Origin of the sequence: Ilumatobacter coccineus YM16-304, from assembly GCF_000348785.1 — a bacterium.
Classification (GTDB): Bacteria; Actinomycetota; Acidimicrobiia; order Acidimicrobiales; family Ilumatobacteraceae; genus Ilumatobacter_A; species Ilumatobacter_A coccineus.
In genome coordinates this window covers 2,830,542-2,852,714 of record NC_020520.1, presented here as the reverse complement: position 1 = coordinate 2,852,714, position 22,173 = coordinate 2,830,542, and the positions used below count along the sequence as shown (strand labels likewise).

General features: G+C 67.0%; 21 protein-coding genes and 1 tRNA gene. 13 read left to right on the top strand and 9 right to left on the bottom strand.

The features are described 5' to 3' along the window. Window positions 1–16: 16 nt before the first annotated feature. The 3 genes from YM304_RS12840 to speB are packed head-to-tail and all read left to right on the top strand — an operon-like array spanning window position 17 to window position 3,301. Window positions 17–1,228: a saccharopine dehydrogenase family protein gene (locus YM304_RS12840; protein ID WP_015442124.1), complete on the top strand. Its 1,212-nt coding sequence runs from the start codon at window positions 17–19 to the stop codon at window positions 1,226–1,228. A 31-nt stretch (window positions 1,229–1,259) separates the two neighbouring features. Beyond that, window positions 1,260–2,429 (top strand): carboxynorspermidine decarboxylase, encoded by a 1,170-nt coding sequence (locus tag YM304_RS12835; RefSeq protein WP_015442123.1) that lies wholly within the window; start codon window positions 1,260–1,262, stop codon window positions 2,427–2,429. Then, window positions 2,426–3,301 carry an agmatinase gene (gene speB, locus YM304_RS12830; protein WP_015442122.1) on the top strand — a complete coding sequence of 292 codons (876 nt, stop codon included), beginning with the start codon at window positions 2,426–2,428 and terminating at the stop codon, window positions 3,299–3,301. Before YM304_RS12835 ends, speB begins: the two co-directional genes overlap by 4 nt. A gap of 30 nt (window positions 3,302–3,331) precedes the next feature. Here the strand turns inward: speB and YM304_RS12825 are convergent, their stop codons facing one another. Next, complete coding sequence (locus tag YM304_RS12825) at window positions 3,332–4,705, bottom strand: NAD-dependent succinate-semialdehyde dehydrogenase (protein WP_041298283.1); 1,374 nt, start codon at window positions 4,703–4,705, stop codon at window positions 3,332–3,334. Between the two features lie 131 nt (window positions 4,706–4,836). Between YM304_RS12825 and YM304_RS12820 the strand changes: the two genes are divergently transcribed. The 4 genes from YM304_RS12820 to YM304_RS12805 all read left to right on the top strand — a co-directional run bounded on the left by YM304_RS12820 (window position 4,837) and on the right by YM304_RS12805 (window position 7,511). Then, window positions 4,837–5,355 carry a helix-turn-helix domain-containing protein gene (locus YM304_RS12820; protein WP_015442120.1) on the top strand — a complete coding sequence of 173 codons (519 nt, stop codon included), beginning with the start codon at window positions 4,837–4,839 and terminating at the stop codon, window positions 5,353–5,355. A gap of 22 nt (window positions 5,356–5,377) precedes the next feature. Continuing rightward, window positions 5,378–5,857, top strand: a complete 480-nt coding sequence (locus YM304_RS12815; RefSeq protein ID WP_015442119.1) for a VOC family protein — start codon at window positions 5,378–5,380, stop codon at window positions 5,855–5,857. A gap of 44 nt (window positions 5,858–5,901) precedes the next feature. Beyond that, on the top strand, window positions 5,902–6,516 hold the full coding sequence (locus YM304_RS12810; protein ID WP_041299815.1) for a maleylpyruvate isomerase family mycothiol-dependent enzyme: 615 nt from the start codon (window positions 5,902–5,904) through the stop codon (window positions 6,514–6,516). Between the two features lie 149 nt (window positions 6,517–6,665). Further along, complete coding sequence (locus YM304_RS12805; RefSeq protein ID WP_015442117.1) at window positions 6,666–7,511, top strand: META domain-containing protein; 846 nt, start codon at window positions 6,666–6,668, stop codon at window positions 7,509–7,511. A 58-nt stretch (window positions 7,512–7,569) separates the two neighbouring features. Here YM304_RS12805 and YM304_RS12800 read toward each other — a convergent pair. The 4 genes from YM304_RS12800 to YM304_RS12785 all read right to left on the bottom strand — a co-directional run bounded on the left by YM304_RS12800 (window position 7,570) and on the right by YM304_RS12785 (window position 10,809). After that, window positions 7,570–7,643: transfer RNA gene (locus YM304_RS12800), tRNA-Pro, on the bottom strand. A gap of 41 nt (window positions 7,644–7,684) precedes the next feature. After that, window positions 7,685–7,864 carry a hypothetical protein gene (locus YM304_RS12795; protein ID WP_015442116.1) on the bottom strand — a complete coding sequence of 60 codons (180 nt, stop codon included), beginning with the start codon at window positions 7,862–7,864 and terminating at the stop codon, window positions 7,685–7,687. 75 nt (window positions 7,865–7,939) lie between these two features. After that, window positions 7,940–9,370, bottom strand: coding sequence for a ribosome biogenesis GTPase Der (gene der, locus YM304_RS12790; protein ID WP_015442115.1), 1,431 nt, complete (start codon window positions 9,368–9,370; stop codon window positions 7,940–7,942). Then, a complete protein-coding gene (locus tag YM304_RS12785) occupies window positions 9,367–10,809 on the bottom strand; it encodes a DUF512 domain-containing protein (protein ID WP_015442114.1) in 1,443 nt (480 codons plus the stop codon). The genes der and YM304_RS12785 overlap by 4 nt, the downstream gene beginning before the upstream one ends. Before the next feature lie 48 nt (window positions 10,810–10,857). Here YM304_RS12785 and ispH point away from each other — a divergent pair, with 48 nt between their 5' ends. Beyond that, entirely contained in the window at window positions 10,858–11,934 is a 1,077-nt protein-coding gene (gene ispH / locus YM304_RS12780; protein WP_015442113.1) for a 4-hydroxy-3-methylbut-2-enyl diphosphate reductase, read from the top strand. A 37-nt stretch (window positions 11,935–11,971) separates the two neighbouring features. Here the strand turns inward: ispH and YM304_RS12775 are convergent, their stop codons facing one another. Then, complete coding sequence (locus YM304_RS12775) at window positions 11,972–13,183, bottom strand: acyl-CoA dehydrogenase family protein (protein ID WP_015442112.1); 1,212 nt, start codon at window positions 13,181–13,183, stop codon at window positions 11,972–11,974. A 95-nt stretch (window positions 13,184–13,278) separates the two neighbouring features. On the opposite strand from YM304_RS12775, the gene YM304_RS12770 reads away from it, so the two are divergent. After that, on the top strand, window positions 13,279–14,403 hold the full coding sequence (locus tag YM304_RS12770) for a hypothetical protein (protein ID WP_015442111.1): 1,125 nt from the start codon (window positions 13,279–13,281) through the stop codon (window positions 14,401–14,403). A 33-nt stretch (window positions 14,404–14,436) separates the two neighbouring features. Here the strand turns inward: YM304_RS12770 and YM304_RS12765 are convergent, their stop codons facing one another. Together YM304_RS12765 and YM304_RS22585 are read right to left on the bottom strand one after the other, a co-directional pair. Next, the gene (locus YM304_RS12765; protein WP_015442110.1) at window positions 14,437–15,000 is read right to left on the bottom strand and encodes a flavin reductase family protein; all 564 of its coding nucleotides are present in this window, start codon (window positions 14,998–15,000) and stop codon (window positions 14,437–14,439) included. A 24-nt stretch (window positions 15,001–15,024) separates the two neighbouring features. After that, complete coding sequence (locus tag YM304_RS22585) at window positions 15,025–15,693, bottom strand: transglutaminase family protein (protein WP_015442109.1); 669 nt, start codon at window positions 15,691–15,693, stop codon at window positions 15,025–15,027. Between the two features lie 89 nt (window positions 15,694–15,782). Between YM304_RS22585 and YM304_RS12755 the strand changes: the two genes are divergently transcribed. The 3 genes from YM304_RS12755 to YM304_RS12745 are packed head-to-tail and all read left to right on the top strand — an operon-like array spanning window position 15,783 to window position 19,699. After that, window positions 15,783–17,336, top strand: coding sequence for an AMP-binding protein (locus tag YM304_RS12755; protein WP_015442108.1), 1,554 nt, complete (start codon window positions 15,783–15,785; stop codon window positions 17,334–17,336). Next, the gene (locus YM304_RS12750; RefSeq protein ID WP_407927679.1) at window positions 17,309–18,082 is read left to right on the top strand and encodes a glycerophosphodiester phosphodiesterase family protein; all 774 of its coding nucleotides are present in this window, start codon (window positions 17,309–17,311) and stop codon (window positions 18,080–18,082) included. The genes YM304_RS12755 and YM304_RS12750 overlap by 28 nt, the downstream gene beginning before the upstream one ends. A 24-nt stretch (window positions 18,083–18,106) precedes the next feature. After that, a complete protein-coding gene (locus tag YM304_RS12745; RefSeq protein ID WP_041298279.1) occupies window positions 18,107–19,699 on the top strand; it encodes a gamma-glutamyltransferase family protein in 1,593 nt (530 codons plus the stop codon). Window positions 19,700–19,726: 27 nt separating this feature from the next. Here YM304_RS12745 and YM304_RS12740 read toward each other — a convergent pair whose 3' ends face one another. Further along, window positions 19,727–20,908, bottom strand: a complete 1,182-nt coding sequence (locus YM304_RS12740; protein ID WP_015442105.1) for an LLM class flavin-dependent oxidoreductase — start codon at window positions 20,906–20,908, stop codon at window positions 19,727–19,729. Between the two features lie 21 nt (window positions 20,909–20,929). On the opposite strand from YM304_RS12740, the gene YM304_RS12735 reads away from it, so the two are divergent. After that, window positions 20,930–22,141, top strand: coding sequence for an amidohydrolase family protein (locus YM304_RS12735; RefSeq protein ID WP_015442104.1), 1,212 nt, complete (start codon window positions 20,930–20,932; stop codon window positions 22,139–22,141). Window positions 22,142–22,173: the final 32 nt, after the last annotated feature.

The following is a 22,173-nucleotide window of genomic DNA, read 5'->3' as shown; positions in this document are numbered from 1 at the left end:
TCGAAGGAGCAATTGCATGAGCCGCGTCCTGGTCATCGGTGCGGGTGGCGTGGGCCACGTCGCCGTTCACAAGATGGCGATGTTGCCCGACGTGTTCGACGACATCCACCTCGCCAGCCGCACCGTCTCGAAGTGCCATGCGATCGCCGAATCGGTGCTCGAACGCACCGGCGTGACCATCTCGGTCGACAGCATCGACGCCGACGACGTGGCCGCCACGGTGGCGCTCATCGAGCGCATCGAACCCGACGTGCTCGTCAACCTGGCGCTCCCCTATCAAGACCTCACGCTCATGGAGGCGTGCCTGCAGACCGGCACGCCGTACCTCGACACGGCCAACTACGAGCCGCCCGACGAGGCGCGGTTCGAGTACTCGCACCAGTGGAACCTCCACGAGCGCTTCCGCGATGCGGGGATCATGGCGGTGCTCGGCTCCGGGTTCGACCCCGGCGTGACCTCGGTGTTCGCCACGTGGGCCCGCAAGCACCTCGTCAGCGGGATCCGCCAGATCGACATCCTCGACTGCAACGGCGGCGACCACGGCCATCCGTTCGCCACGAACTTCAATCCCGAGATCAACATCCGCGAGGTCACGGCGCCGGCTCGGCACTGGGAACACGGCCGATGGGTGGAGTCGCCGGCGATGACCACCTCGGTGGCGTTCGACTTCGATCAGGTCGGCGAGCGCAACGCCTACCTCATGTACCACGAGGAGCTCGAGAGCCTCACCACGCACTTCCCCGAGATCGAGCGCGCCCGGTTCTGGATGACGTTCGGTGACGCCTACATCAACCATCTCACCGTGTTGCAGAACGTCGGCATGACCGGCATCGAACCCGTGCTCTACAACGGGCACGAGATCGTGCCGCTGCAATTCCTGGCCTCCGTGCTGCCCGCGCCCGAAGGGCTCGGTGAGCGCACGACCGGCAAGACGAACATCGGTGACATCATCACCGGACCGGCGATCGACGGCAGCGGCGAGAAGACCGTCTACATCTACAACGTCTGCGATCACGAGGCGTGCTACGCCGAGGTCGGGTCGCAAGCCGTCAGCTACACGACGGGTGTGCCGGCGATGATCGGCGCGGCGCTGATGGTGCAGGGTGTCTGGTCCGGTTCGGGCGTGTACAACACCGAGCAGCTCGACCCCGACCCGTTCATGGCGATGCTGAACGAGCACGGGCTCGGCTGGCAGGTCGCCGAACTCGACGGGCCGGTCACCTTCTGATGGTCGCCTTCCGCGTCGGCGGCCGGTGACGATGGAGACGCAGGCCGGTGATCCCGGCGCGTTCGCCGACTTCGACCTCGGCCGTGTGCCATCTCCCTGCTTCGTCGTCGACGAGGTGAAGCTCGACGCCAACCTCGCGGCGCTCGCCGACGTCGCTCAGCGATCGGGAGCGTCGATGTACGCCGCGCTCAAGGCCTTCGCCATGTGGTCGCTGGCGCCCAACGTGTCTCGCTCGCTGTCGGGCACGTGCACGTCGGGACTGTGGGAGGCGCGTCTGGCGAACGAGAAGTACGACGGCACGGTCGTCACGTACGCGGCAGCGTTCCGCCCGCACGAGGTCGACGAGTTGCTCGATCTGTCCGATCACATCATCTTCAACACGCCGCGCCAGCACGATCGGTTTCGAACCAACATCGAGGCTGCCCGCGCCCGGGGCCGCAAGATCTCGGTGGGTTTGCGGATCAACCCGGAACACTCCGAGGTCGAGACGCCGCGCTACGACCCCGCGGCGCCCGGATCGCGTCTCGGCACGCCGATCAGCCAACTCACCGACCGCGACTTCGATGGCGTCGACGGTGTGCACATGCACTCGTTGTGCGAACAGGGCGTCGAGCCGTTGCAGCGCACCTGGGAGGCGGTCGCTCCAGCGCTCGCCCGCTGGACCGATCGGTTGCGCTGGATCAACCTGGGCGGCGGGCACCACATCACCCGCGCCGACTACGACCGGGCGACGCTCGTCGACCTCGTCGGGTCGATTCGGGCCGAGACCCACTGCGACGTCCATCTCGAACCCGGCGAAGCGATCGCGCTCGACGCAGGCATCCTCGTCGGCGAAGTACTCGACGTGATGGAGAACGCCGGGCACATCGCCATCGCCGACATCTCGGCGACCTGCCACATGCCCGATGTGCTCGAAGCCCCGTACCGGCCTGCGCTGCTCGGCGAGTCGGGCGACGTGCAGGTACGGCTCGGCGGCCCGAGCTGCCTGGCGGGCGACACGATCGGCACCTATGCGTTCGAGCGGGTTCCCGAGGTCGGGCAGCGATTCGCGTTCCTCGACCAGGCGCACTACTCCATGGTGAAGACGACGACGTTCAACGGGATCGGGCTTCCGGCGATCGCCGTGTGGAACTCCGACACCGACGAGCTCCGGGTCGTGCGCGAGTTCACCGACGACGAGTATCAACGGAGGTTGTCGTGACCGATCAGCAGCGTCGATTTCTCGACGAGGAGCTAACCGAGGCCGAGACCGATCCGGCGACCGCTCGGTTCCACGTCATCCCATGTGGGCTGGAGAAGACCGTGAGCTACGGCTCGGGTACCCACGCAGGCCCCGACGCGATCATCCGGTCGAGCGATCAACTCGAGCGGCTGTGGGACGGGGTCGACGCGTGTGCGCTCGGCATCGCCACGCAACCGGCCATCGACTGTTCGGGAACGATCGAGTCGGTGCTCGACGAGCTCGCCGATCGAACCGAGGCGGTCGCTCGCTCGGGCGGTGTGCCCGTCACCCTCGGCGGTGAGCACAGCCTCACGTACGGGGCGGTGCAGGGGGTTCGGCGAGTCACGCCCGACATCGGCATCGTGCAGATCGACGCGCACGCCGACATGCGTGACGCCTACCAGGGGCATCGACACTCGCACGCGTCGGTCATGCACCTGCTCGCGGTCGAGGAGCAGGTGCCGCTCGCGCAGTACGGGGTGCGAGCGATCTGTGCCGAGGAACGCGACCTGCGTCTGGCACACGATGTCGTCCACGTCGACGCTCGGGACCTCGCTCGCCGGCCCAACGAGGTGATCGAGTTGCCCGCCGACTTCCCGAACGACGTCTACGTGACGTTCGACGTCGACGGGCTCGACCCGTCGGTCATGCCGGCCACCGGCACGCCGGTGCCGGGTGGGCTCGGCTACTACCAGTCGCTCGACATCATCGAGTCGGCGCTCGCCGGGCGCCGATGCGTCGGGATCGACCTCGTCGAGTTCGCCCCCATCGCCGGCGCACACGCGTGGGACTTCACCGCGGCACAGATCGTGTACGCGCTCATGTGCCTGGCGGTCGCCCCGGCAGCCTGACGACCGGTCGAGCGACGGCCGGTCGACGGGTCAGCCGACGACGACCGTCTTGGTGTTGACGAACTCCTTGATGCCGAGGTCGGCCAGCTCGCGTCCGAAACCCGATTCCTTGATGCCACCGAACGGCAGGCGTGGGTCGGACGCCACCATGGCGTTGACGAAGCAGCTCCCCGCTTCGAGTTCCTCTGCGGCGATCCGCTCGCCTCGATCGAGGTCTCGTGTGAACACGGCAGCGCCGAGGCCGAACGGTGTGTCGTTGGCGATGCGAATCGCATCGGCTTCGTCGGTCGCTCGGATCACGGCGGCCACCGGGCCGAACATCTCGTCGTCGTAGGCGGGCATGCCCGGAGTCACGTCGGCGAGCACGGTGCCCGGATACCATGCGCCGGGCTGATCGGGCACCTTGCCACCCGTCACCAGCCGGGCCCCGTGCGAGATGCTGGCCGCCACCTGCTGGTGGAGTTCGTCGCGCAGGTCGGTTCGGGCTTGTGGCCCGTAGTCGGTTGTTTCCTCGTGCGGGTCGCCCATCACCTTGGCGTCGATGTCGGCGGTGAGCCGGTCGATGAACTCGTCGTACACGTCGCTGTGCACCACGAACCGCTTCGCCGCGATGCAGCTCTGCCCGCCGTTGATCATGCGGCTGTTCGCGCACGTCGCGGCCGCCAGTTCGAGGTCGGCGTCTTCCAGCACCACGTAGGGGTCGCTGCCGCCGAGTTCGAGCACGCTCTTCTTCAGCATCTCGCCCGCCTTGCTGGCGACCGCAGCTCCGGCTGGGCCGCTGCCCGTGAGCGTGACGGCGCGAACGAGCGGGTGCTCGATCACGTCGTTCACCCGAGACGACGGGATGACCAACGTTCGGAACAATCCGTCGGGCAGCCCTGCGGCCACGAACAGTTCGTCGAGCGCGATCGCCGTTCCGGTCGTGCTCGACGCGTGCTTGAGCACGCCGGCGTTTCCGGCCATGAACGCGGGAGCGGCGAAGCGGACGACCTGCCAGAGCGGGAAGTTCCACGGCATCACGGCGAGGATCACGCCGAGCGGCTCGTGGTGGGCGTAGCTCCTCGTGTTGTCGGTGCTGATCTCGACGTCGGCGAGGTAGCGCTCGGCGTTGTCGGCGTAGTGCCGACACGCCCACGCGCACTTCTCCACCTCCGACCGGCCCGCGGCGATCGGCTTGCCCATCTCGTCGGCCATCAGCTCGGCGAGTGGCCCGATCCGTCCGTCGAGTTCGTCGGCGATCGCGTGCAGCACGGACGCCCGGGTGGCGAACGACTCGCGACGCCACGACCGATGGAGTTCGTGGGCAGCAACGATCGCGTCGTCGACCCGCTGTGCGTCGAACACGTCGTACGTGGCCAGGTCGTCGCCGGTGGCCGGGTTCGTCGTGGTGATGGTGCTCGTCATGGTGTGGTGCTCCTTCGCATCGAAGTGTTCGCAGTGCCAAGTAGACCTCATCGCCGGGGCCATCGCACGTCGTGCTCCACATTGCCGGGGCGAGCGCTGCGAGGGCGTGCTGTCGGTCTACCGTTGCCCGCATGGACGACGACGGGAAGAACGCTGCGTCGTCGAGAACCGAGCGTGTTCGCGTCCCCGGCGACGTGCTCGTCCATCTTCGAGCGGCGCGCGATCACCTCGATCGTCACTTCACCGAAGCCACCGACCTCGCAACGGCGGCGTCGATCGCCGGCCTGTCGAAGTTCCACTTCCACCGGTTGTTCAAGGCGACCTACGGCGTCACGCCGGCCGAGTACCTCTCGCGTCGGCGCATCGAGCGAGCTCAGGATCTGCTGCGGGCGACGAACCTGACGGTCACCGAAGTGTGTTTCGCTGTCGGCTACTCGAGCCTCGGGTCGTTCAGTGCCCGCTTCAAAGAACTCGTCGGCGACACTCCGAGTGCGGTGCAACGGAGACACATGGCGACCGGTGCTCCCAAGGTCCCCGGTTGTTTCGTCTTCATGCGCGGCCTTGCCCGTCAGCGCACGACGGGGAGCGACGCGGACGAGCGAGCGTCGACTCGGGCCGATTCCGCAAGCGAGGAGAAGCCTCCCGGTTGACCACATCCGTATGGTCGCAGACATGATCTCGAACATCTCCCTCACCACTGTCTGGGTCAAGGACATCGAAGCGTCCAAGGCCTTCTACATCGACAAACTCGGCTTCGAAGCTCGTGATGACGTGACCGTCGGTGACGACTTCCGTTGGTGCACGGTCGGACACCCCTCGCAACCAGAGATCGACGTCCACCTCACGACTCCCGGACCGCCGTTGTCGGAGGAGTTCGCCGAGTCGATCAACCGAGCGCTCGACGAAGGCGGCACCTTCGCGATCGGACTCAGCGTCACCGACTGCGCTGCGACCGTCGCCGATCTCGAAGCCAAAGGCGTCAGCATCCTCAATCCGCCCGAGGTCCGGCCGTATGGCACCGAAGCACTCATTCGGGACAACTCCGGCAACTGGATCGTGCTCGTCGAACACCACGACTGGACGCCGGAGCAGATTGCCGAGATGGTCAACGACGACCCGTCCGCCCTCGACCCGAAGTCCGACGCTTCGTGACCCGGTCGACATCCGACGCGAGCGACGAGGCCGCCGTCCGGGACATGCTGCGAGCCGAGCGGCTCGGCCTGTGCGACCGACTCGAGGAACTCGACGCGGCCGAGTGGTCGAGTGCATCGGCATGCACGGGCTGGTCCGTTCACGAGGTCGTCGCCCACCTGACGCTGGCGACTCGCCAGTCGAAGCTGGACTTCGTCCGGGGAATGCTCCGCCACCGAGGAGACTTCGACCGCATGACCGCAGCACAGGCTGTGGCGCATGCACAGGAGTACGGGCCGGCCGAACTCATCGAGCAACTCCGGGAGTCGGCAGCGTCGACCCGAACCGGGATGGGCAGCTCAGCGCGCGACTCGCTGATCGACGTGATCGTCCACGGCCAAGACATCGCCAGGCCACTGGGCGTTCGATGGGTGACGCCGCCCGAACGTGTCGTGGTCGCACTCGACCACGCGCTGGCGAGCCGTTGGTACGGCGCCAAGAAGCGATTTGCCCGCGCCGCCCTCGAAGCGACCGACGTCGACTGGACCGGCGGGCACGGCACGTTGACCATCCGGGGTGCTGCCATCGATCTTCTGCTCGCGGCGACCGGGAGAACCATCGGCGTCGACCGGCTCAGCGGAGCTGGAACGGTCGCTCTCCAGGCAGCGGTCAACGCTTGATCTTGCCGCCGAGACAGACCGCTCCGCGTTCGACGCGACACCCAGGACGTCGCCGTTGGTGATGGATGTCACGGGGGCCGATCGGAACCTCGGGTACACCCGCGAACGTCCAAGCGGTCACGTACTCCCACGAAAGGACCGCCCAACACATGAATGCCCGCTTCACCTCTCTGCTCGTGGCACTCGCCCTCGGTGCCACCGCATGCGGATCGGACGAACCCGACGCCATCCCGACCGAATCAGCGGGTGCCGCCGAGTCCACGACCCCTGACGACGACCGCACCGAGGATGACATGACCATCGAGATCACCGGCAACATCACGTACCGACAGCGCGTCGCGCTCCGTCCCGGCGGCACCGCCACCATCACACTCGAAGACGTCTCGATCGCCGACGCGTCGTCGACCGTGATCGCCGAGCAGGTCATCGAACTCGACGACCAGCAGGTCCCCATTCCGTTCGAGCTGACCGCCGACCGCTCCGATCTGGAAGAGCGCAACACGTACAGCATTCGCGCCACGATCACCGATGCCGACGGACGACTTCGCTGGACGACCGACACCGCCAACCCCATCGACAGCACCCAGTCGTCGATCGATGTCGGTGACCTCGTCATGGTCCAGGTCCAGGCCCCCGGCGACGACACGACGGAGTCGACGGAGGCGAACGCCTTGAACGGCACGTGGACCGTGACCGACGTCGACGGAACGCCCGCACTCGAGAACGTGACCGCCACGCTGACGTTCGACGCCGACGGACGCCTCTCCGGCAACGCCAGCTGCAACGACTACTCAGGCAGCTACGTGATCGACGGCAACAGTCTGACGGTCGGTGAGACCGTGTCCACCCTGAAAGCCTGTGCACCGGAGATCGACGAACAGGAAGCCGCCGTGTTCCAGATCCTGTCCGAAGCAACGACATACGAACTCGTCGACGCCAACACGCAACTCCGCATCTCGACTGCGGCCGGCGCCACGCTCACCGCCCGCCGCTGAACAGGACGCAGTGCCGAGAAACGCAAAGGCCCTGGCCGAAGCCAGGGCCTTCCATTCGTCGGGCTGACAGGATTTGAACCTGCGACCCCTTGTCCCCCAGACAAGTGCGCTACCAAGCTGCGCCACAGCCCGAATGTGTTGTGAGCGACGACTCTATCGACGCACGACCCGCCTCACGCAAAGAGTTGGATGACTCTCCATCCGAGATAGATCGCGACCGACGCCACCATCAACTTGAAGTGCCACGGGGCCTTCTCGTCGGAGCTCTCGGCGACTCGAGACGACGAGAGCGCGCCCGACTGCGGTGCTTCCAACTGCATGCCGCACTTGGGGCACGTGCCGTCTTCGCTCACCGAATTCGGTGTGTAGTACTTGGCGCATTCTTCACACCAGGGCACGGCCCGCTCCCCTGCTCACCTGCGATCGGGTCATGACTTCTTGCGGACGCGGATCTTGATCGCCGTCGAACCGAGGCCGAACTCCTCGCGGATCGTGCGCTCGATGTAACGCAGGTACGTCGACTGCACCTCGCGGTTCACGAACAGCGTGAACGTCGGCGGGTCGATGGCGCCCTGCACGGCGTAGAGGATCTTGGCGCCCTTGGGCGCCGGTGCCCGCTGCTGCGCGGCGGCGATGATCTTGTTGATGTCTCGCGTCGGAACACGCGTGTGGTACTGCGCGATCGACTCCTGCAGGTGCGGGCGAAGACTGTGGACGTTCTTTCCGGTCAGCGCCGAGATCTTCAGCACCGGAACGTCGCCGACGAAGCCGAGCTTGCGTTCGAGTTCGGTCATCACGTCGAGGCGATCCTCGGTGCTGACCAACTCCCACTTGTTGAGCACGATCAGAATCGGGCAGCCCGAGGCGTCGATGCGCTCGGCGAGCCGCTGGTCTTGGCTGGTGACGCCTTCGGTGCCGTCGATCACGAGCAACGCCACGTCGGCGTCGTCGATCGAACGGAGCGCACGAACGAGCGAGTAGTACTCGGCCGAATCGTCGATCTTGCCCTTGCGGCGCATGCCGGCGGTGTCGATGAAGACCATCGGGCCGTCTTCGGTCTCGACGAGCGTGTCGATCGAGTCGCGGGTGGTGCCGGCCATGTCGTGCACGACCGCCCGATCTTCACCGACGAGTCGGTTGAACAGCGTGCTCTTGCCGACGTTGGGTCGGCCGACGATCGCCACGCGCGGCGGCTTGATCTCGTCGGCGTCCCAGTCCTCGGCCTCCTCGTAGAAGCGATCGTCGTCGTCGGCCACCGGGCGATGACGCGCTTCTTCGGAGAAGCGCGAGATGACGACGTCGAGGAGGTCGCCGGCACGACGGCCGTGCAGTGCACTCACCGGCACCGGATCGCCGAGGCCGAGGCCAAGGAACTCCCAGCGGTCGGTCTCGCGCCGCTCGTTGTCGGCCTTGTTGGCCACGATGATGACGTCGCGGCCCGACCGGCGCACCCAGTTGGCGATGGTCTGGTCGTCGTCGGTGAGGCCGACGGAGGCGTCGACGACGAACAACACCACGTCGGCGTCACGCACCGCTTCCTCGACCTGACGGCTCACCTTCTCTTCGAGCGCGTCACCGCCGGGCATCCAGCCGCCGGTGTCGACGACGAGGAACGGCACTTCGAGCCACGAGGCCTCGAGCACCTTGCGGTCGCGGGTGATCCCCGGCCGGTCTTCGACGATCGCCTGTTGGCTGCCCACGACGCGGTTGAAGAGCGTGCTCTTGCCGACGTTTGGGCGACCGATGATGACCACGGTCGGCAGCTCTGCCTCGGGGACGACCGCCAGTTCCTCGGCGCTGATCTCGGAAGGCCCCTCGTCGTCGGAGCCGGTGGTGGTGGAGTCGAGCTGGTCGCTCATGATGTTCCTTCCAGAGCCGCCCGCAGCGCGATGCCGTCGGTGGCGATGACCTCGACGGGGCGAGGCAGTTCGGAGACGGTCACGCCGTCGAGAAAGCGACCGTCGTCGGAGAGACAGACGTCGGGGATGAGGTAGCGGTGGCCGTCGGGCTGGTCGGCGAGCGTGCGAGTGAGGTCGTCACCCGTCATCAGGCCGGTGACGCCCGTGTTGCCGCCGAAGAACTCGTTGGTGACGGTGATGACGCGCACGTCGTCACGGCCGAGAGCGTCGACGAGCGGTTGGATGACCGGAGCGCCGAGCGGGCCGGTGAGCACGCCGATCGGAGCGGTACGGCGCGGGCTCAACGACACGGCGGTCGCGGCAGCGGTCGTGCCGCCGGTGGCAGCGTCGTCGCCCGATCCGCACGGCACCGCCGTGCGCAGCCCGGTGTAGGCGGCAGGGTTGGGCGGAGCGTCGACCGCGGCGAAGAAGCCACGTTGCGGTCCGGTCGCCTCGACCGCGTGGCCGTGGAACTCCCGTTCGAACGTGCGAGCCATGCCGATGCCGTCTTCGTGCATCGGGAAGCCGTCGTAGCGTTCGGCGTCGGGGAACGGGCGGCCGGCCATGAGGTAGTACTCGTCGGCGGCGTAGACCATCCGGCGGCCGAGCGTGGCCGAGAACACGTCCTGCCAGTCGGTGACCGCATCGACCATCGCCGCAGCTTCGGCTCGCGTGTGCAGGCGCATGGCGTCTTCGCCGTTGAACTTGGAGATGCCGAGCGGCACGACGGCCACCGAATCGAGTTCGGGATATTGGTCGAGCACGCCGGCCATGGTGTCGTCGAAGATCGCTCCGTCGTTGACGCCCGGGCACACGACGACCTGGCCGCGCACCACGATGTCGTGATCGAGCAGCGCGCGGAGCCAGCGCAGGCTCATCGCCCCGCGCGGGTTCTTCAACATGTGCGAACGAACGTCGGGGTCGGTGGCGTGGATGCTCACGTGCAGCGGCGAGAGCCGTTCGGTCACCACCCGTTCGAGATCGGCCTCGGTGAAGCGGGTGAGCGTCGTGAAGTTGCCGTACAGGAACGACAACCGGTAGTCGTCGTCCTTCAGATACAGCGAGCGGCGCATGCCCTTGGGCAACTGGTAGATGAAGCAGAACTCGCAGTGGTTGTCGCACGTGCGGACTCGGTCGAACACCGCACTCGACACCTCGATGCCCAGCGGCGCGCCCTCGGGCTTCTCGATCGACATCGACAGATCGAGCCCGCCGCGCAGCACGTCGAGTTCGACCTCGGCCTCGTCGGTGGCCATCTGCCACTCGATGATGTCGCGAGGCTCGTCGCCGTTGACCCGCACGATCTCGTCGCCTTCGACCACCCCGGCGAGCGCGGCGGGAGACCCGGGCGCGACCGACACCACGAGGGGCGCGAGAGAGCGGTGGAGAGTGGCAGACATGGGGCTCGTCAGGCTACCGCCGCCCGGACTCGGTAGATTTGTGGTGACATGAGCGACGACCCCGACCCCGCTGAGGCGTCACCTGGATCTGGCGCTGTCCAGCAGGTGCTGTTGGCCGAACCCCGGGGGTTCTGTGCCGGCGTCGAGATGGCGATCAAGGCCTTGGCCTGGATGGTTCGAGCCTTCCCGACCCCGGTGTACTGCTACCACGAGATCGTGCACAACAAGCTCGTCGTTCGGCGCTTCGAGGACCAGGGCGTGATCTTCGTCGACGACATCTCCGAGGTGCCGGTCGGCAGCCCGATCATGCTGTCGGCCCACGGTTCGGCACCGGAGGTCGTCGAGGCGGCGCGAGCTCGTGGCTCGTACGTGGTCGATTCGGTGTGCCCGCTGGTCACCAAGGTCCACCACGAGGTCAAGGTTCGGGCCGGCAAAGGGTTCCGGATCGTCTATGTCGGCCACAACGGCCACGAAGAAGCCGTCGGCACGATGGCGGTGGCGCCCGACGCGATCGACCGGGTCGAGTCGGTCGACGAGGTCGACGCGCTCCCCGACACCGATCAGCCCGTTGCGTTGCTCGCGCAGACCACGCTGTCGCATCGTGACTGGGAAGGCGTCGCCGTGCGGGTCAAAGAGCGATTCCCCGAGGTCTGGACGCCGGGGCGCAGCGACCTCTGCTTCGCCACCACCAACCGCCAGGCGGCCATCGAACAGCTCGCCCATCGCTGCGACGCGATCGTCGTGATCGGTTCGGCCAACTCGTCGAACACGGTCGCCCTCGAGAAGCTCGCCCGTGCCGAAGGGTGCGAGGTCGTCCACCGCGTCAACTCGGCAGCCGAACTCCCGGCAGGCCTGTCCGGCGTGGTCGGGGTGACGGCCGGTGCATCGGCACCCGAAGAACTCGTCGAGGAGGTCATCGAACGACTCGCCCCGTCGCAGGGTGTCGAGTTGCTCGTCGTCACCGACGAGGACGAGTACTTCCCGCCGCCGCGCAACATCCGCGAGTTGCAGGCCGCGATCGAGAACTCGTCGACCGTGCTGTTGGGCGGGAGCCTGCTCGATCGTCCGGGTATGGACGACCGCATCCTCGGTGCGAGCGACGTGCTCGCCAGCCTTCAGAGCTGACGAGCAGTCGTCGTTCGATCCGGCGTTCCGACGCCGTTCAGTTGCGCGGGATCTCGCTCCACGGAACCTCGCGGTCGACGCGTACGTCGCCCGGCAGGCCGAGGACGCGCTCGCCGAGGATGTTGCGCATCACTTCGCTCGTGCCACCCTCGATCGAGTTGGCGCGAACCCGGAGGAACGCCTTCTGCGGCGTGTCGGAACCCATCGCGGTTTCGGGGCGGATCATCTCGTAGCTGCCGTACAGCAGTGCATCGGCACCCATGAGGTCCATGACCTTCTCGTAGATCTCCTTGTTGAGATCGGCGGCGGCCATCTTGCCGATCGACCCCTCCGGGCCGGGGTCGCCCATCTTGCGGTTCTGGCTCGAACGGATGTTGGTGAGGCGAGCGACTTCGGCGCGCGACCACAGCGACATCACTTCGTCGAGCGCGGCGCCGGTCTTGAGGTGATCGCCCGCTTCGGCCCACGCCTTGGTGAGCGCCGAGATCATGCCGGAACCCTTGGCCGGGATCGTGCCGCCGATCGACACGCGTTCGTTCATCAACGTGGTGAGCGAGACGCGCCAACCGTCGCCGGGGCTGCCGAGCATCTCCGACTCGTGGATGCGGGTGTCGGTGAAGAAGACCTCGTTGAACTCGGCCTCGCCGGTCATCTGGCGCAGCGGGCGAACCTCGACCGTCGGGTCCTGCATGTCGACCACGAACGCGGTGAGGCCGGCGTGCTTGACCGCCTGCGGATCGGTGCGCACCACGAGGAGGCCCCACCTCGAGAGGTGCGCCAGCGTGGTCCAGACCTTCTGCCCGTTGCAGATCCACTCGTCGCCGTCACGGACGCCGGTCGAGGACAGGCCGGCGAAGTCCGAACCCGAGCCGGGCTCCGAGAACAGCTGGCACCACACTTCCTCGCCGGTGAACATCGGGCGGAGGTAGCGCGACTTCTGGTCGTCGCTCCCCCACGTGACCACCGTCGGGCCGCACATGCCATGACCGATCGGGTTGCGGATCATCGCGTTGGGAGCGCCGGCTGCCTGCAACCGCTCGTTGATCATCCGCTGCAGCTTCGGGTTGAGTCCGAGTCCGCCATTGCCCTCCGGGAAGTGCACCCAGGCGAGGCCGCGGTCGAACTGCTGGCCGAGGAACGTGGCGGCGTCGGTGTCGTTCGGCGGGAACTGTTCGAGCAGGTCGGTGATGAGGTCGCTGACGCGCTGCTCGTCGGCGGTCAAGTCGGTTTCGGCGTCGATCGTCGTCATGGCCACAACGTAGTTGTCATCTGCAAGCATTCGAAAACCCGGAAGAACTTCCGATTCTCGTGAACCGCGGACGTCTACGGTGCGTCGAACCTCCTATGACGTCTCGCACTCCGCTCCACCGACTCGCCCTGCTGATCGCAGCCGGCCTGATTGCCACAGCGTGCGGATCGGGCGACGAGACGACCTCCGACAGTGTTCCGTCGAGCGATGCGCCGGCCACCACGGTCGCGGACCCAGAGTTCAGCGAGACCGAGTCGCCGACGGAGACCACCGACGGCACCGACGCTGCAAACGCGTCCTCCACAGGCGACACGACCGACACCGATGCGAGCGACCAGCCCGAAGGCGGCGAGATCGAGTGTTCTCCCGCAGAGTGCGGTGACCCCGACGAGCAGCTTCCCGAGCGCGACGACACCGATCTCGAGCCGCCCGTCACCGCTGCGCCTCCCGTGGTGTTCGAACCCGCGCCGGATGATCGCGAGTTCTGCCTGGCGCTCGAAGCGTTCGAAGACGATCTGCCAGACGACGACGACCAGGCGGCCCTCGCCGCGCAGGCTGGCTTGGCGACGCTGGTCGCTGCGGCTCCCGACGAACTGGTCGGCGACTTCCAGACGATCCTCGACTACATCGATCGCGTCGTCGCCGGTGAGGTGACGTTCGACAGCATGCAGACCGATCCGGCGTCCGAGCGCGCCGGCGAACGGATCAGCGACTTCATCGATCAGCGGTGTGAAGGCGACACGCCGCCGTCGACCGACCCGGTCATCGCCCCGGTCGACCCCGTCGACCCGGCCGACGATCCTGAGCTGCCGAACGGCGTCGTCATCCCGGTCGTCCCGTTCGACAGCCCGCAGCGCGAGACGCAGCAGCCGGTGTTCGGTCAGCGGTCCGACGACGGCACGCCGGCACCCCCTGCACCGGGCTTCACCCCGGCGGATGCCGACGCCGGTTTCTGCCTCGGGCTCGACATCATCGAGTCACGACCGCAACCCACCGGCGACTTCGAAGAACTCATCGTGATCGAGGCCTACCTGGTGGCGATCGACCCGCTCGTTCCAGCCGAGATCGCCGACCAGTACTCGACCCTGATGACGTGGCTCACCGCCGTGGTCGACAACGGGTCGTTCGACGGCATGACCGACCCCTCGGCAGACCCGGAACTCGCCGCAGCACTCGACACGGTCGACACCTTCGTCGACACGAACTGCCTCGGCTACTGACCACCGGAGTCGGCGCGCCGGGTCGCGCCCGGCTCAGTCGTCGCCGAACTCGGTGGCGACGCGTTCGAGGAGTTGATCGCGAATGCTGACGCCGGGCTCGCGAGCCTTGTCGCCGGTCATCCGCCAGCCGAGACGGCTCGAGTAGAGCAGCGGCGGGTCCTTCAACCGATTGGGCTGCACCTCCACGACGCGAGCGAAGAACAGTTCGTGGTCTTCCATCGGCGTGATCTGGAACGTCTCGCAGCGCATCCACGCGATCGCGTTCGGCACGACGGGAAGGCCGTGGTCGGCGTCGGGCCACGGCGTGATGTACTCGTCGGCCACGTAGCGCATCTTGTGGCCGGGGTAGCTGAAGTACTGGCCCTCGCTGATCTGGTCGGCGCCGAGGATGCTCACCGTGAACTGTCCCGAGGCGACCATCAACGGGTGCGTGTCGTGCTTGGGCGACACGCTCGCCATCACGATCGGTTCCTCGAAGCTCACCTGTGACACCCAGTGGCTCGTGTACGCGCGCATGACCCCGTCGTGTGCGGCACCGACCACCTCGACGCCCTTGATCATCTGCCCGAGGCATTGCTTGATGTCACGATCGATCATGTGAGGATCACTCCCTTGAGGTGGTCAGTTGAACACGGCCGAGGCAGCGGCGATGTCATCGGCCTCGTCGTGGGCGAGTTGTGGAATCTGGGCGCGCAACTGCATGACGAGTCCGTACCGGAGTTCGTCGGAGCGGCTCTGGAAGATCGCTCGCAGGTTGTTGAGCATGCGGATCACGATCGGCTGTGCGAGCGTCGGCTCGAGGTAGCTGTCCTGCCATGCGACCTGCCCGCGCGTGAGCTGTTCGAACAACCGACGTGCTCCGTCGCGGTCGAGTTCGACGCCGCCGCCGAACGCGTCGAAGAACCGGTTGGGGTCGTCGGCGGCGCGCACCAGGAAGTGGGCGGGCATGCCCACGCCGATGAGCCGGACCCCGACCCGCCTGGCGACTTCGATCATCAGCACCGACAGGCTGATCGGAATGCCGATCCGGGTGTCGATCACCCGGTCGAGGCACGAGTTGCGCCAGTCGTAGTACGCACCCGAGTTGCCGCGGAAGGCGAGGTCGCCGAACAGGTGGCGAGCGACGCCGTCGGGGGTCGGCTCGGGGCATTCGGCGGCGAGCACGTCGAGCGCGGCGAGCCACTCGATCTCGTCGAGAGGTGCCTGGATCGTGCTGGAGATGGCGAGGCAGGCCTGATCGAGGTGGATGTCGGTGGCGTTCATCACCTGGGCGAACCGAGCAACACTCACCGCGTCGAACCTATCGTCGGCGACCGACCTCCCCGGTCGTGGCCGCTCGTCGTGACTCCGGCGGGTGCGGTCGGCTACGTTCCCAGCTCATGTTCCCAGGTGCACATCTCGACACACACGGCGACAAGCCGGCGCTCATCATGGGAGGCTCCGGCTTCACCCAGACGTACCGAGAACTCGACGCTGCCGCCAACCGGCTGAGTCGGCTGCTCCGTGCCGCCGGCCTCAATCCCGGCGATCACATCGCGATCTGCATGGAGAACCACGATCGCTACATGGAGATCATCTGGGGGTGCCACTACGCAGGACTGATCTACACCGCGGCGTCGTCGCGTCTCCAGAGCGCCGAACTCGAGTACATCATCAACGACTGCGGCGCTCGGGCGTACATCACGTCGAAGTACAAGGCCGACCAAGCAGCCGAGATCGTCGCCAACACGCCGGCGGTCGAACTGCGCCTGATGCTCGACGGCACGATCGACGGCTACGAGAGCTACGAGTCCGCCGTCGACGCACAGTCACCGGAGCCGCTCGAAGGCGAGCGCATCGCCGGGCTCGACATGCTGTACTCGTCGGGCACCACGGGCATGCCCAAGGGCATCGCTCGCGAGTTCCCCAACGATCCGCTCACCGACTGGGGCAACGGCGTCTCGATGCTGTCGTCGATGCTCTTCGGGGTCGACGACACGAAGCGCTACCTCTCGCCGGCGCCGTTCTACCATGCGGCCCCACTGCGCTTCTGCATGTCGATGCACATGCTCGGGGCGACGATCGTCGCGATGGAGAACTTCGACGCCGAGACGTACCTGCAGCTCGTCGAGAAGCACCAGATCACCCACAGCCAGGTCGTGCCGACGATGTTCGTCCGCATGTTGAAGCTGCCCGAGGAGACTCGTGCGAAGTACGACGTGTCGTCGCTCGAATGCGTGATCCACGCGGCGGCGCCGTGCCCGATTCCCACCAAGAAGAGCATCATCGAGTGGTTCGGCCCGGTCGTGCACGAGTACTACGCCGGCTCCGAAGGCAACGGGTTCGTCTACTGCAACTCCGAGATGTGGCTGGCCCACGAAGGCACGGTCGGTTCGCCGATCAACTGCACGCTGCACATCTGCGGTGAAGACGGCGAAGAGGTCCCCCAGGGCGAGTCGGGCACCGTGTTCTTCGAAGGCGGCGCCGAGTTCGAGTACCACAACGACGCCGAGAAGACGAAGAGCTCGCGGCATCCCAAGGGCTGGTCGACGCTCGGCGACGTCGGGTACCTCGACGAAGACGGCTTCCTGTACCTGACCGACCGCAAGGCGTACATGATCATCTCCGGCGGTGTGAACATCTACCCGCAGGAGGCCGAGAACGTCCTGGTCACGCACGACAAGATCATCGACGTCGCCGTGTTCGGCGTACCGAACGACGACTTCGGCGAAGAGGTCAAGGCCGTGGTGCAACCGCGAGAGATGCCCGCCAACGAGGAAGAAGCGCAGGCGCTCGCCGGTGAGCTGATTCAGTTCTGCCGCTCGAAGCTGGCCGACGTCAAGTGCCCCCGCTCGATCGACTTCCGCGAGGAACTCCCCCGCCACCCGACGGGCAAGCTCTACAAGCGCCTGCTCAAGGACGAGTACTGGAAGGCAGCGGGTCGGTCGATCTGACCAGACACCCGTACCTCGAGCACGACGGGCCGATCCCGTTCGCGCATCGCGGTGGCACATCGAGCGCGCCCGAGAACACGATGGCGTCGTTCGAGCACGCCTGGTCGCTCGGCTATCGCTATCTCGAAACCGACGTCCACCTCACCACCGACGGCGAGTTGGTCTCGTTCCACGACCCCGACCTGACGCGCACCTGCGGCATCGCCAAGCAGATCGGTGAGATGTCGGCCGACGAGGTCGCCGAGGCGCGCGTCGGCGGCGAGCACCCGATTCCGCTGATGAGCGATCTGTTCGACCGCTTCCCCGACGCCAGGTTCAACATCGACGCGAAGTCGGAGGCGTCGGTCGAACCGCTCGCCGAGATGGTCCGGTCGCGCGGCCTCCTCGACCGCGTGTGCCTCGCATCGTTCAGCTACTCGAGATTGCAGCGGCTCCGCCGTCTGCTCGGGCCGTCCCTCATCACCAACATGAGTCCGCCCGAGATCGCCCCGTTGCGCATCGTGGGACGACTCCCCGGCTCGGCGCCGCGCATCGCTCAGGTGCCGACGTCGATGAAGGGCATCCGCATCATCGACCAACGATTCATGCGCCACGCTCGGCGCGCCGGCGTCGACGTGCACGTGTGGACGATCAACGAACGGTCGGAGATGGAACGACTGCTCGATCTGGGCGTCGACGGCATCATGACCGACGAGACCGAACTGCTCCGAGAGGTGTTCATCGAGCGGGGGCTCTGGCCGACCTGACGCGATGCCGTACGGTCTCGGGTGATGTCGGTGTCAAACCCTCCACTCCGTTCCGTTCGCACGCCGAACCACATGGTCGCGTCGGCCGACCAGGTCGCCACCTCGGCCGGTGTCGAAACGTTCGCTCGCGGCGGCAACGCCGTCGACGCGGCGATCGCCACCAACGCGGCCATCGCCGTCACCGGGCCGCACCTGTGCGGCATGGGTGGCGACCTGTTCGCGCTGGTCTACGACGACGGCGACGTGCATGCGCTCAACGCCTCGGGGCGCGCGGGCTCAGGGGCCGACGCCGCGGCGATGCGTAGCGCCGGGCTGACGGAGATGCCGTTCCGGCTCGACATCCGCTCGGTGACGGTGCCGGGATGCGTCGACGGGTGGCTGGCGCTGCACGACCGCTTCGGCTCGCTGCCGCTCGACCAGGTTCTCGACCCGGCGATCCGCCTCGCCAACGACGGTTTCCCGGCGTCACCGCTGATGATCGGCGCATTGCACCTCGCCAGCGACCAAGGGCGAGCGAATCTCCATGAAATCGCCGAGCAGGCCCAGACGCGCGGCTCGCGTGTGCGGCGTCCCGGCGTGGCTGCGGCCCTCGCCGGCGTCGCTCGCGGAGGGCGCGACACCTTCTACGGCGGGGCGTTCGGCGAGGGACTCATCGAGATGGGCGGCGGGTTGTTCACCGCGTCCGACCTGGCCACCGTGCAGGCCGAGTGGCAGCCGGTGCTCTCCGGCGAGGCGTTCGGCGTGACGCTGCACACCGCTGAGCCCAACTCACAGGGCTACCTCGCCATCGGCGGTGCCCGCCTCGCATCGCAACTCGACCTGCCCGCCGACCCCGACGACGAGCGATGGGCGCACCTCCTGATCGAAGCCGCCACGGCGGCCGGCCGTGATCGTCCGAGCCAGCTGTTCGACGGAGCGGACGGCCGAGAGTTGCTCGACATGATCGACGGCCGCTTCGACGAGATCGACGTCGGCCGTGCCAGCGGCCGTTGGGCTCCCTCGAACGACGGCGACACGACCTATCTGTGCACGGCCGGGCGCGGCGTCGACGGCCGGGAGATGGCGGTGTCGCTGATCCAGTCGAACGCCTCGGGATTCGGGAGCCACCTCGTCGAGCCGAACACCGGGATCAACCTGCACAACCGCGGCATGGGCTTCAGCATCGAGGAAGGCCACCCGGCGGAGTTGGCGCCGGGGCGGCGGCCGCCGCACACGCTCCTGCCGATGGCGGCCACCCGTGACGACGGGTCGCTGGCAGCGGTCTTCGGCACCATGGGCGGCGACGCGCAGCCGCAGATCATGTTGCAGATCGCCGCCCGCCTGTTCCATCACCGTCAGAGCCCAGCTCGAGCGATCGGCGCGGGGCGATGGGCGCTCAAAGGTCCGGCCACCGGATTCGACACGTGGACCGCACCGGAAGGCCCCGGCGTGAGTCTCGAAGGCCACGCTCCGCACGACTGGCTCGATGCACTCGCGTCGCGCGGTCACCGCACGAGCGGAGCTCCCGCCTGGGACTCAGGGTTCGGACACGCCTGCGCCATCGTCGGAGGCCGCGACGGCATGTGGGTCGGCTCCACCGACCCCCGAACGGTGATCGGCTCCTGCGCCGGAGCCTGACGACGACCGGATCGGGTGTCGGCCCGCTCAGGTGAGGAGCGGCTGGACTTCTTCCTTGAAGCGAGCCATCTGCTCGTTGGCCTTCGTGTAGCTGTCGCCGAGCAGGTGCGGGAAGATCGTCAGGTACTCGAAGCCGAGCAGGTCTTTGAGGAACTGGACTTCCGACGCGACGAACTCGGGCGTGCCGCACAGGATCGTCTTGTTCTCGATCGATTCCTCGAGCGTCGGGATGAGACCGGGTGCCGAGGGCTTGCCGTCGGGGCCCATGTAGCCGCGGCTCCACCCGTACGGGCCGAGGAACTTCCAGAACTCGTCGTGGCCGTTGCGTGCCGTCTCGTACGCCTGCTCCATCGTGTCTTCGATACGGACCGACACGACCAGCATGCGCTTCTCGTGATCTTGTAGTTCGTGGCCGCCGTGTGCCGAGGCGTAGTTCTCGGCGTAGCGGTCCCAGAAGCGCTTGATGAAGCTGTAGTGCTGGTTCCAGAACACGGCGCCGTGGTCGACGACCGGGACGTAGTCGAGCGTCGGAGGTGAGGTGACCGCCTGCCAGATCTCGTACGGGTAGATCGGACGCGGGATCAACGTGAGGTCCTGCACCGTCGCGCCGCGGTCGGGGATGCCGGGGATCGGGAGTTCGAAGTGCTTGCCCGTGAAGGAGAAGGAATCCTGGCTCAGCGCTCGGCGAACGATCTCCATCGACTCTTCGAAGATCTCGCGGTTGAACTGGTCGGCCGCCGCCTGATCGGGGTTGTCTTGTGAACCGATCGAGACGCCCTTGTCGTTGAGGTGCAGCACCTCGCGCGGGACGGTGCCACGGCCGACGCCGAGCATCGCTCGGCCACCCGACAGGTTGTGCAGCGTCGAGAAGTCTTCGGCGAGGCGCAGCGGGTTCCACTGCGGCACGACGTTGAACATGGCGCCGAAGCGCAGCTTCGTGGTGCGAGCCGCGATCCAGGTGGAGATCTGCAGGCCGTTCGGGATGACCTCGTAGCCCTCGTACTGGAAGTGGTGCTCGGTGGTCCAGAACGAGTCGTAGCCCAGGCGTTCGGCCTCGATGGCGGAGTCGACGTAGTCGAGGGTGGCCTTCCAGCACTCGTCGTTGGTGTAGCGCCGATCCATCGGATTCGGGAGCCCGGCCCCGGCGTCGTCCATCTCGACACCTCCGAAGAAGAAGGCGCCGAGTTTGAGATCCTGTGCTGCGACCATAGGGCCCCTATCGTCGCACAGGTGCCTGCGAACCTCCTGCAACGAATCACCACTCTGCACCCCGAAACCGGTGGGCAGATGTCACATCGCATCTGCGACGTCCGCGTCGTCGATGGCCTGGTCAGCGAGGTCGGCGACCTCACTCCGAAGGACGACGACACCGTCGACGACCTCGACGGATACCTGTTGCTTCCGGCTGCCGTGGAGCCGCACGCCCACCTCGACAAGGCGTTCCTCGCCGAGCGCATCGTCAACAAGACCGGCGACCTGATGGGTGCGATCACGGCCATGCGGGAGAACCGGCATCTGCTCGGTGTCGACGACATCATCGAACGAGCCGAGCGAGCAGCTCGACTCATGGCGGGCAACGGCTACACGGCGGTGCGCAGCCACGCCGACACCACGATCGAGCACGGTCTCCGCAGCGTCGAAGCGCTCACCGAGGTGAGGCGCCGGGTGGCCGACGTGATCGACGTGGAGATCGTGGCGCTGATCGGCTGGCCGCTGATGGGCGCGGCGGGTGCCGACCAACGAGCCCTGGCTCGCGAGGCCATGCAGGCCGGCGTCGACCTCGTCGGAGGCGTGCCGCACCTCGAAGGGGCCGACGACCGCGCCGCGTCCGAATGGCTGCTCGACCTCGCCTCCGAACACGGGATGGGCGTCGATCTCCACACCGACGAAACGCTCGACCCCGAGGTGCTCGGGCTCGTCGACCTCGCAGAACTGACCCTCGCCGGTTTCGATCAGCCGGTCACGGCCAGCCACTGTGTCAGCCTCGGCATGCAGCCCGAAGCCGAGCAGCGACGTGTGGCCGAACTCGTCGCCGAAGCCGGTATCTCGGTCATCGCGCTCCCCCACACCAACCTGTTCCTGCAAGGACGAGGCCACGCGCCGATGCCACGCGGTCTCACTGCGGTCGCCGCGCTGCGCGACGCCGGCGTGACGGTGGCCGCTGGCGCCGACAACCTGCAGGACCCGTTCAACCCGGTCGGTCGAGCGTGCCCGTTCGAAACGGCAGGCCTCATGATCATGGCGGCGCATGCGCTCCCCCACGACGCCTGGAGCATGGTCTCGCAGCACAGCGCGACGGCGACCGGACGTCGTACCGGCGGGTTGGAGGTGGGCGATCCGGCACACTTCGTCGCCGTCCGCGCCGACACGGTTCGCGAAGCCATCGCCACCGGGCCCGCCGATCGACGAGTGTGGCGACACGGCCGAGAGATCGTTTTGTGATTGGCGGTCGAGGTGCCAAGATCGTCACGCCC

What these genes read in the sequence shown, in the direction of transcription:
- ispH (WP_015442113.1), top strand. Translation starts at nt 10,858, where the DNA reads ATGAGCGACGACCCCGACCCCGCTGAGGCGTCACCTGGATCTGGCGCT.
- YM304_RS12810 (WP_041299815.1), top strand. Translation starts at nt 5,902, where the DNA reads ATGCTGCGAGCCGAGCGGCTCGGCCTGTGCGACCGACTCGAGGAACTC.
- YM304_RS12755 (WP_015442108.1), top strand. Translation starts at nt 15,783, where the DNA reads ATGTTCCCAGGTGCACATCTCGACACACACGGCGACAAGCCGGCGCTC.
- YM304_RS12835 (WP_015442123.1), top strand. Translation starts at nt 1,260, where the DNA reads ATGGAGACGCAGGCCGGTGATCCCGGCGCGTTCGCCGACTTCGACCTC.
- YM304_RS12745 (WP_041298279.1), top strand. Translation starts at nt 18,107, where the DNA reads ATGTCGGTGTCAAACCCTCCACTCCGTTCCGTTCGCACGCCGAACCAC.
- YM304_RS12770 (WP_015442111.1), top strand. Translation starts at nt 13,279, where the DNA reads ATGACGTCTCGCACTCCGCTCCACCGACTCGCCCTGCTGATCGCAGCC.
- YM304_RS12775 (WP_015442112.1), bottom strand. Translation starts at nt 13,183, where the DNA reads ATGACGACGATCGACGCCGAAACCGACTTGACCGCCGACGAGCAGCGC.
- YM304_RS12765 (WP_015442110.1), bottom strand. Translation starts at nt 15,000, where the DNA reads ATGATCGATCGTGACATCAAGCAATGCCTCGGGCAGATGATCAAGGGC.
- der (WP_015442115.1), bottom strand. Translation starts at nt 9,370, where the DNA reads ATGAGCGACCAGCTCGACTCCACCACCACCGGCTCCGACGACGAGGGG.
- YM304_RS12815 (WP_015442119.1), top strand. Translation starts at nt 5,378, where the DNA reads ATGATCTCGAACATCTCCCTCACCACTGTCTGGGTCAAGGACATCGAA.
- YM304_RS12825 (WP_041298283.1), bottom strand. Translation starts at nt 4,705, where the DNA reads ATGACGAGCACCATCACCACGACGAACCCGGCCACCGGCGACGACCTG.
- YM304_RS12785 (WP_015442114.1), bottom strand. Translation starts at nt 10,809, where the DNA reads ATGTCTGCCACTCTCCACCGCTCTCTCGCGCCCCTCGTGGTGTCGGTC.
- YM304_RS12805 (WP_015442117.1), top strand. Translation starts at nt 6,666, where the DNA reads ATGAATGCCCGCTTCACCTCTCTGCTCGTGGCACTCGCCCTCGGTGCC.
- YM304_RS12820 (WP_015442120.1), top strand. Translation starts at nt 4,837, where the DNA reads ATGGACGACGACGGGAAGAACGCTGCGTCGTCGAGAACCGAGCGTGTT.
- YM304_RS12740 (WP_015442105.1), bottom strand. Translation starts at nt 20,908, where the DNA reads ATGGTCGCAGCACAGGATCTCAAACTCGGCGCCTTCTTCTTCGGAGGT.
- YM304_RS12840 (WP_015442124.1), top strand. Translation starts at nt 17, where the DNA reads ATGAGCCGCGTCCTGGTCATCGGTGCGGGTGGCGTGGGCCACGTCGCC.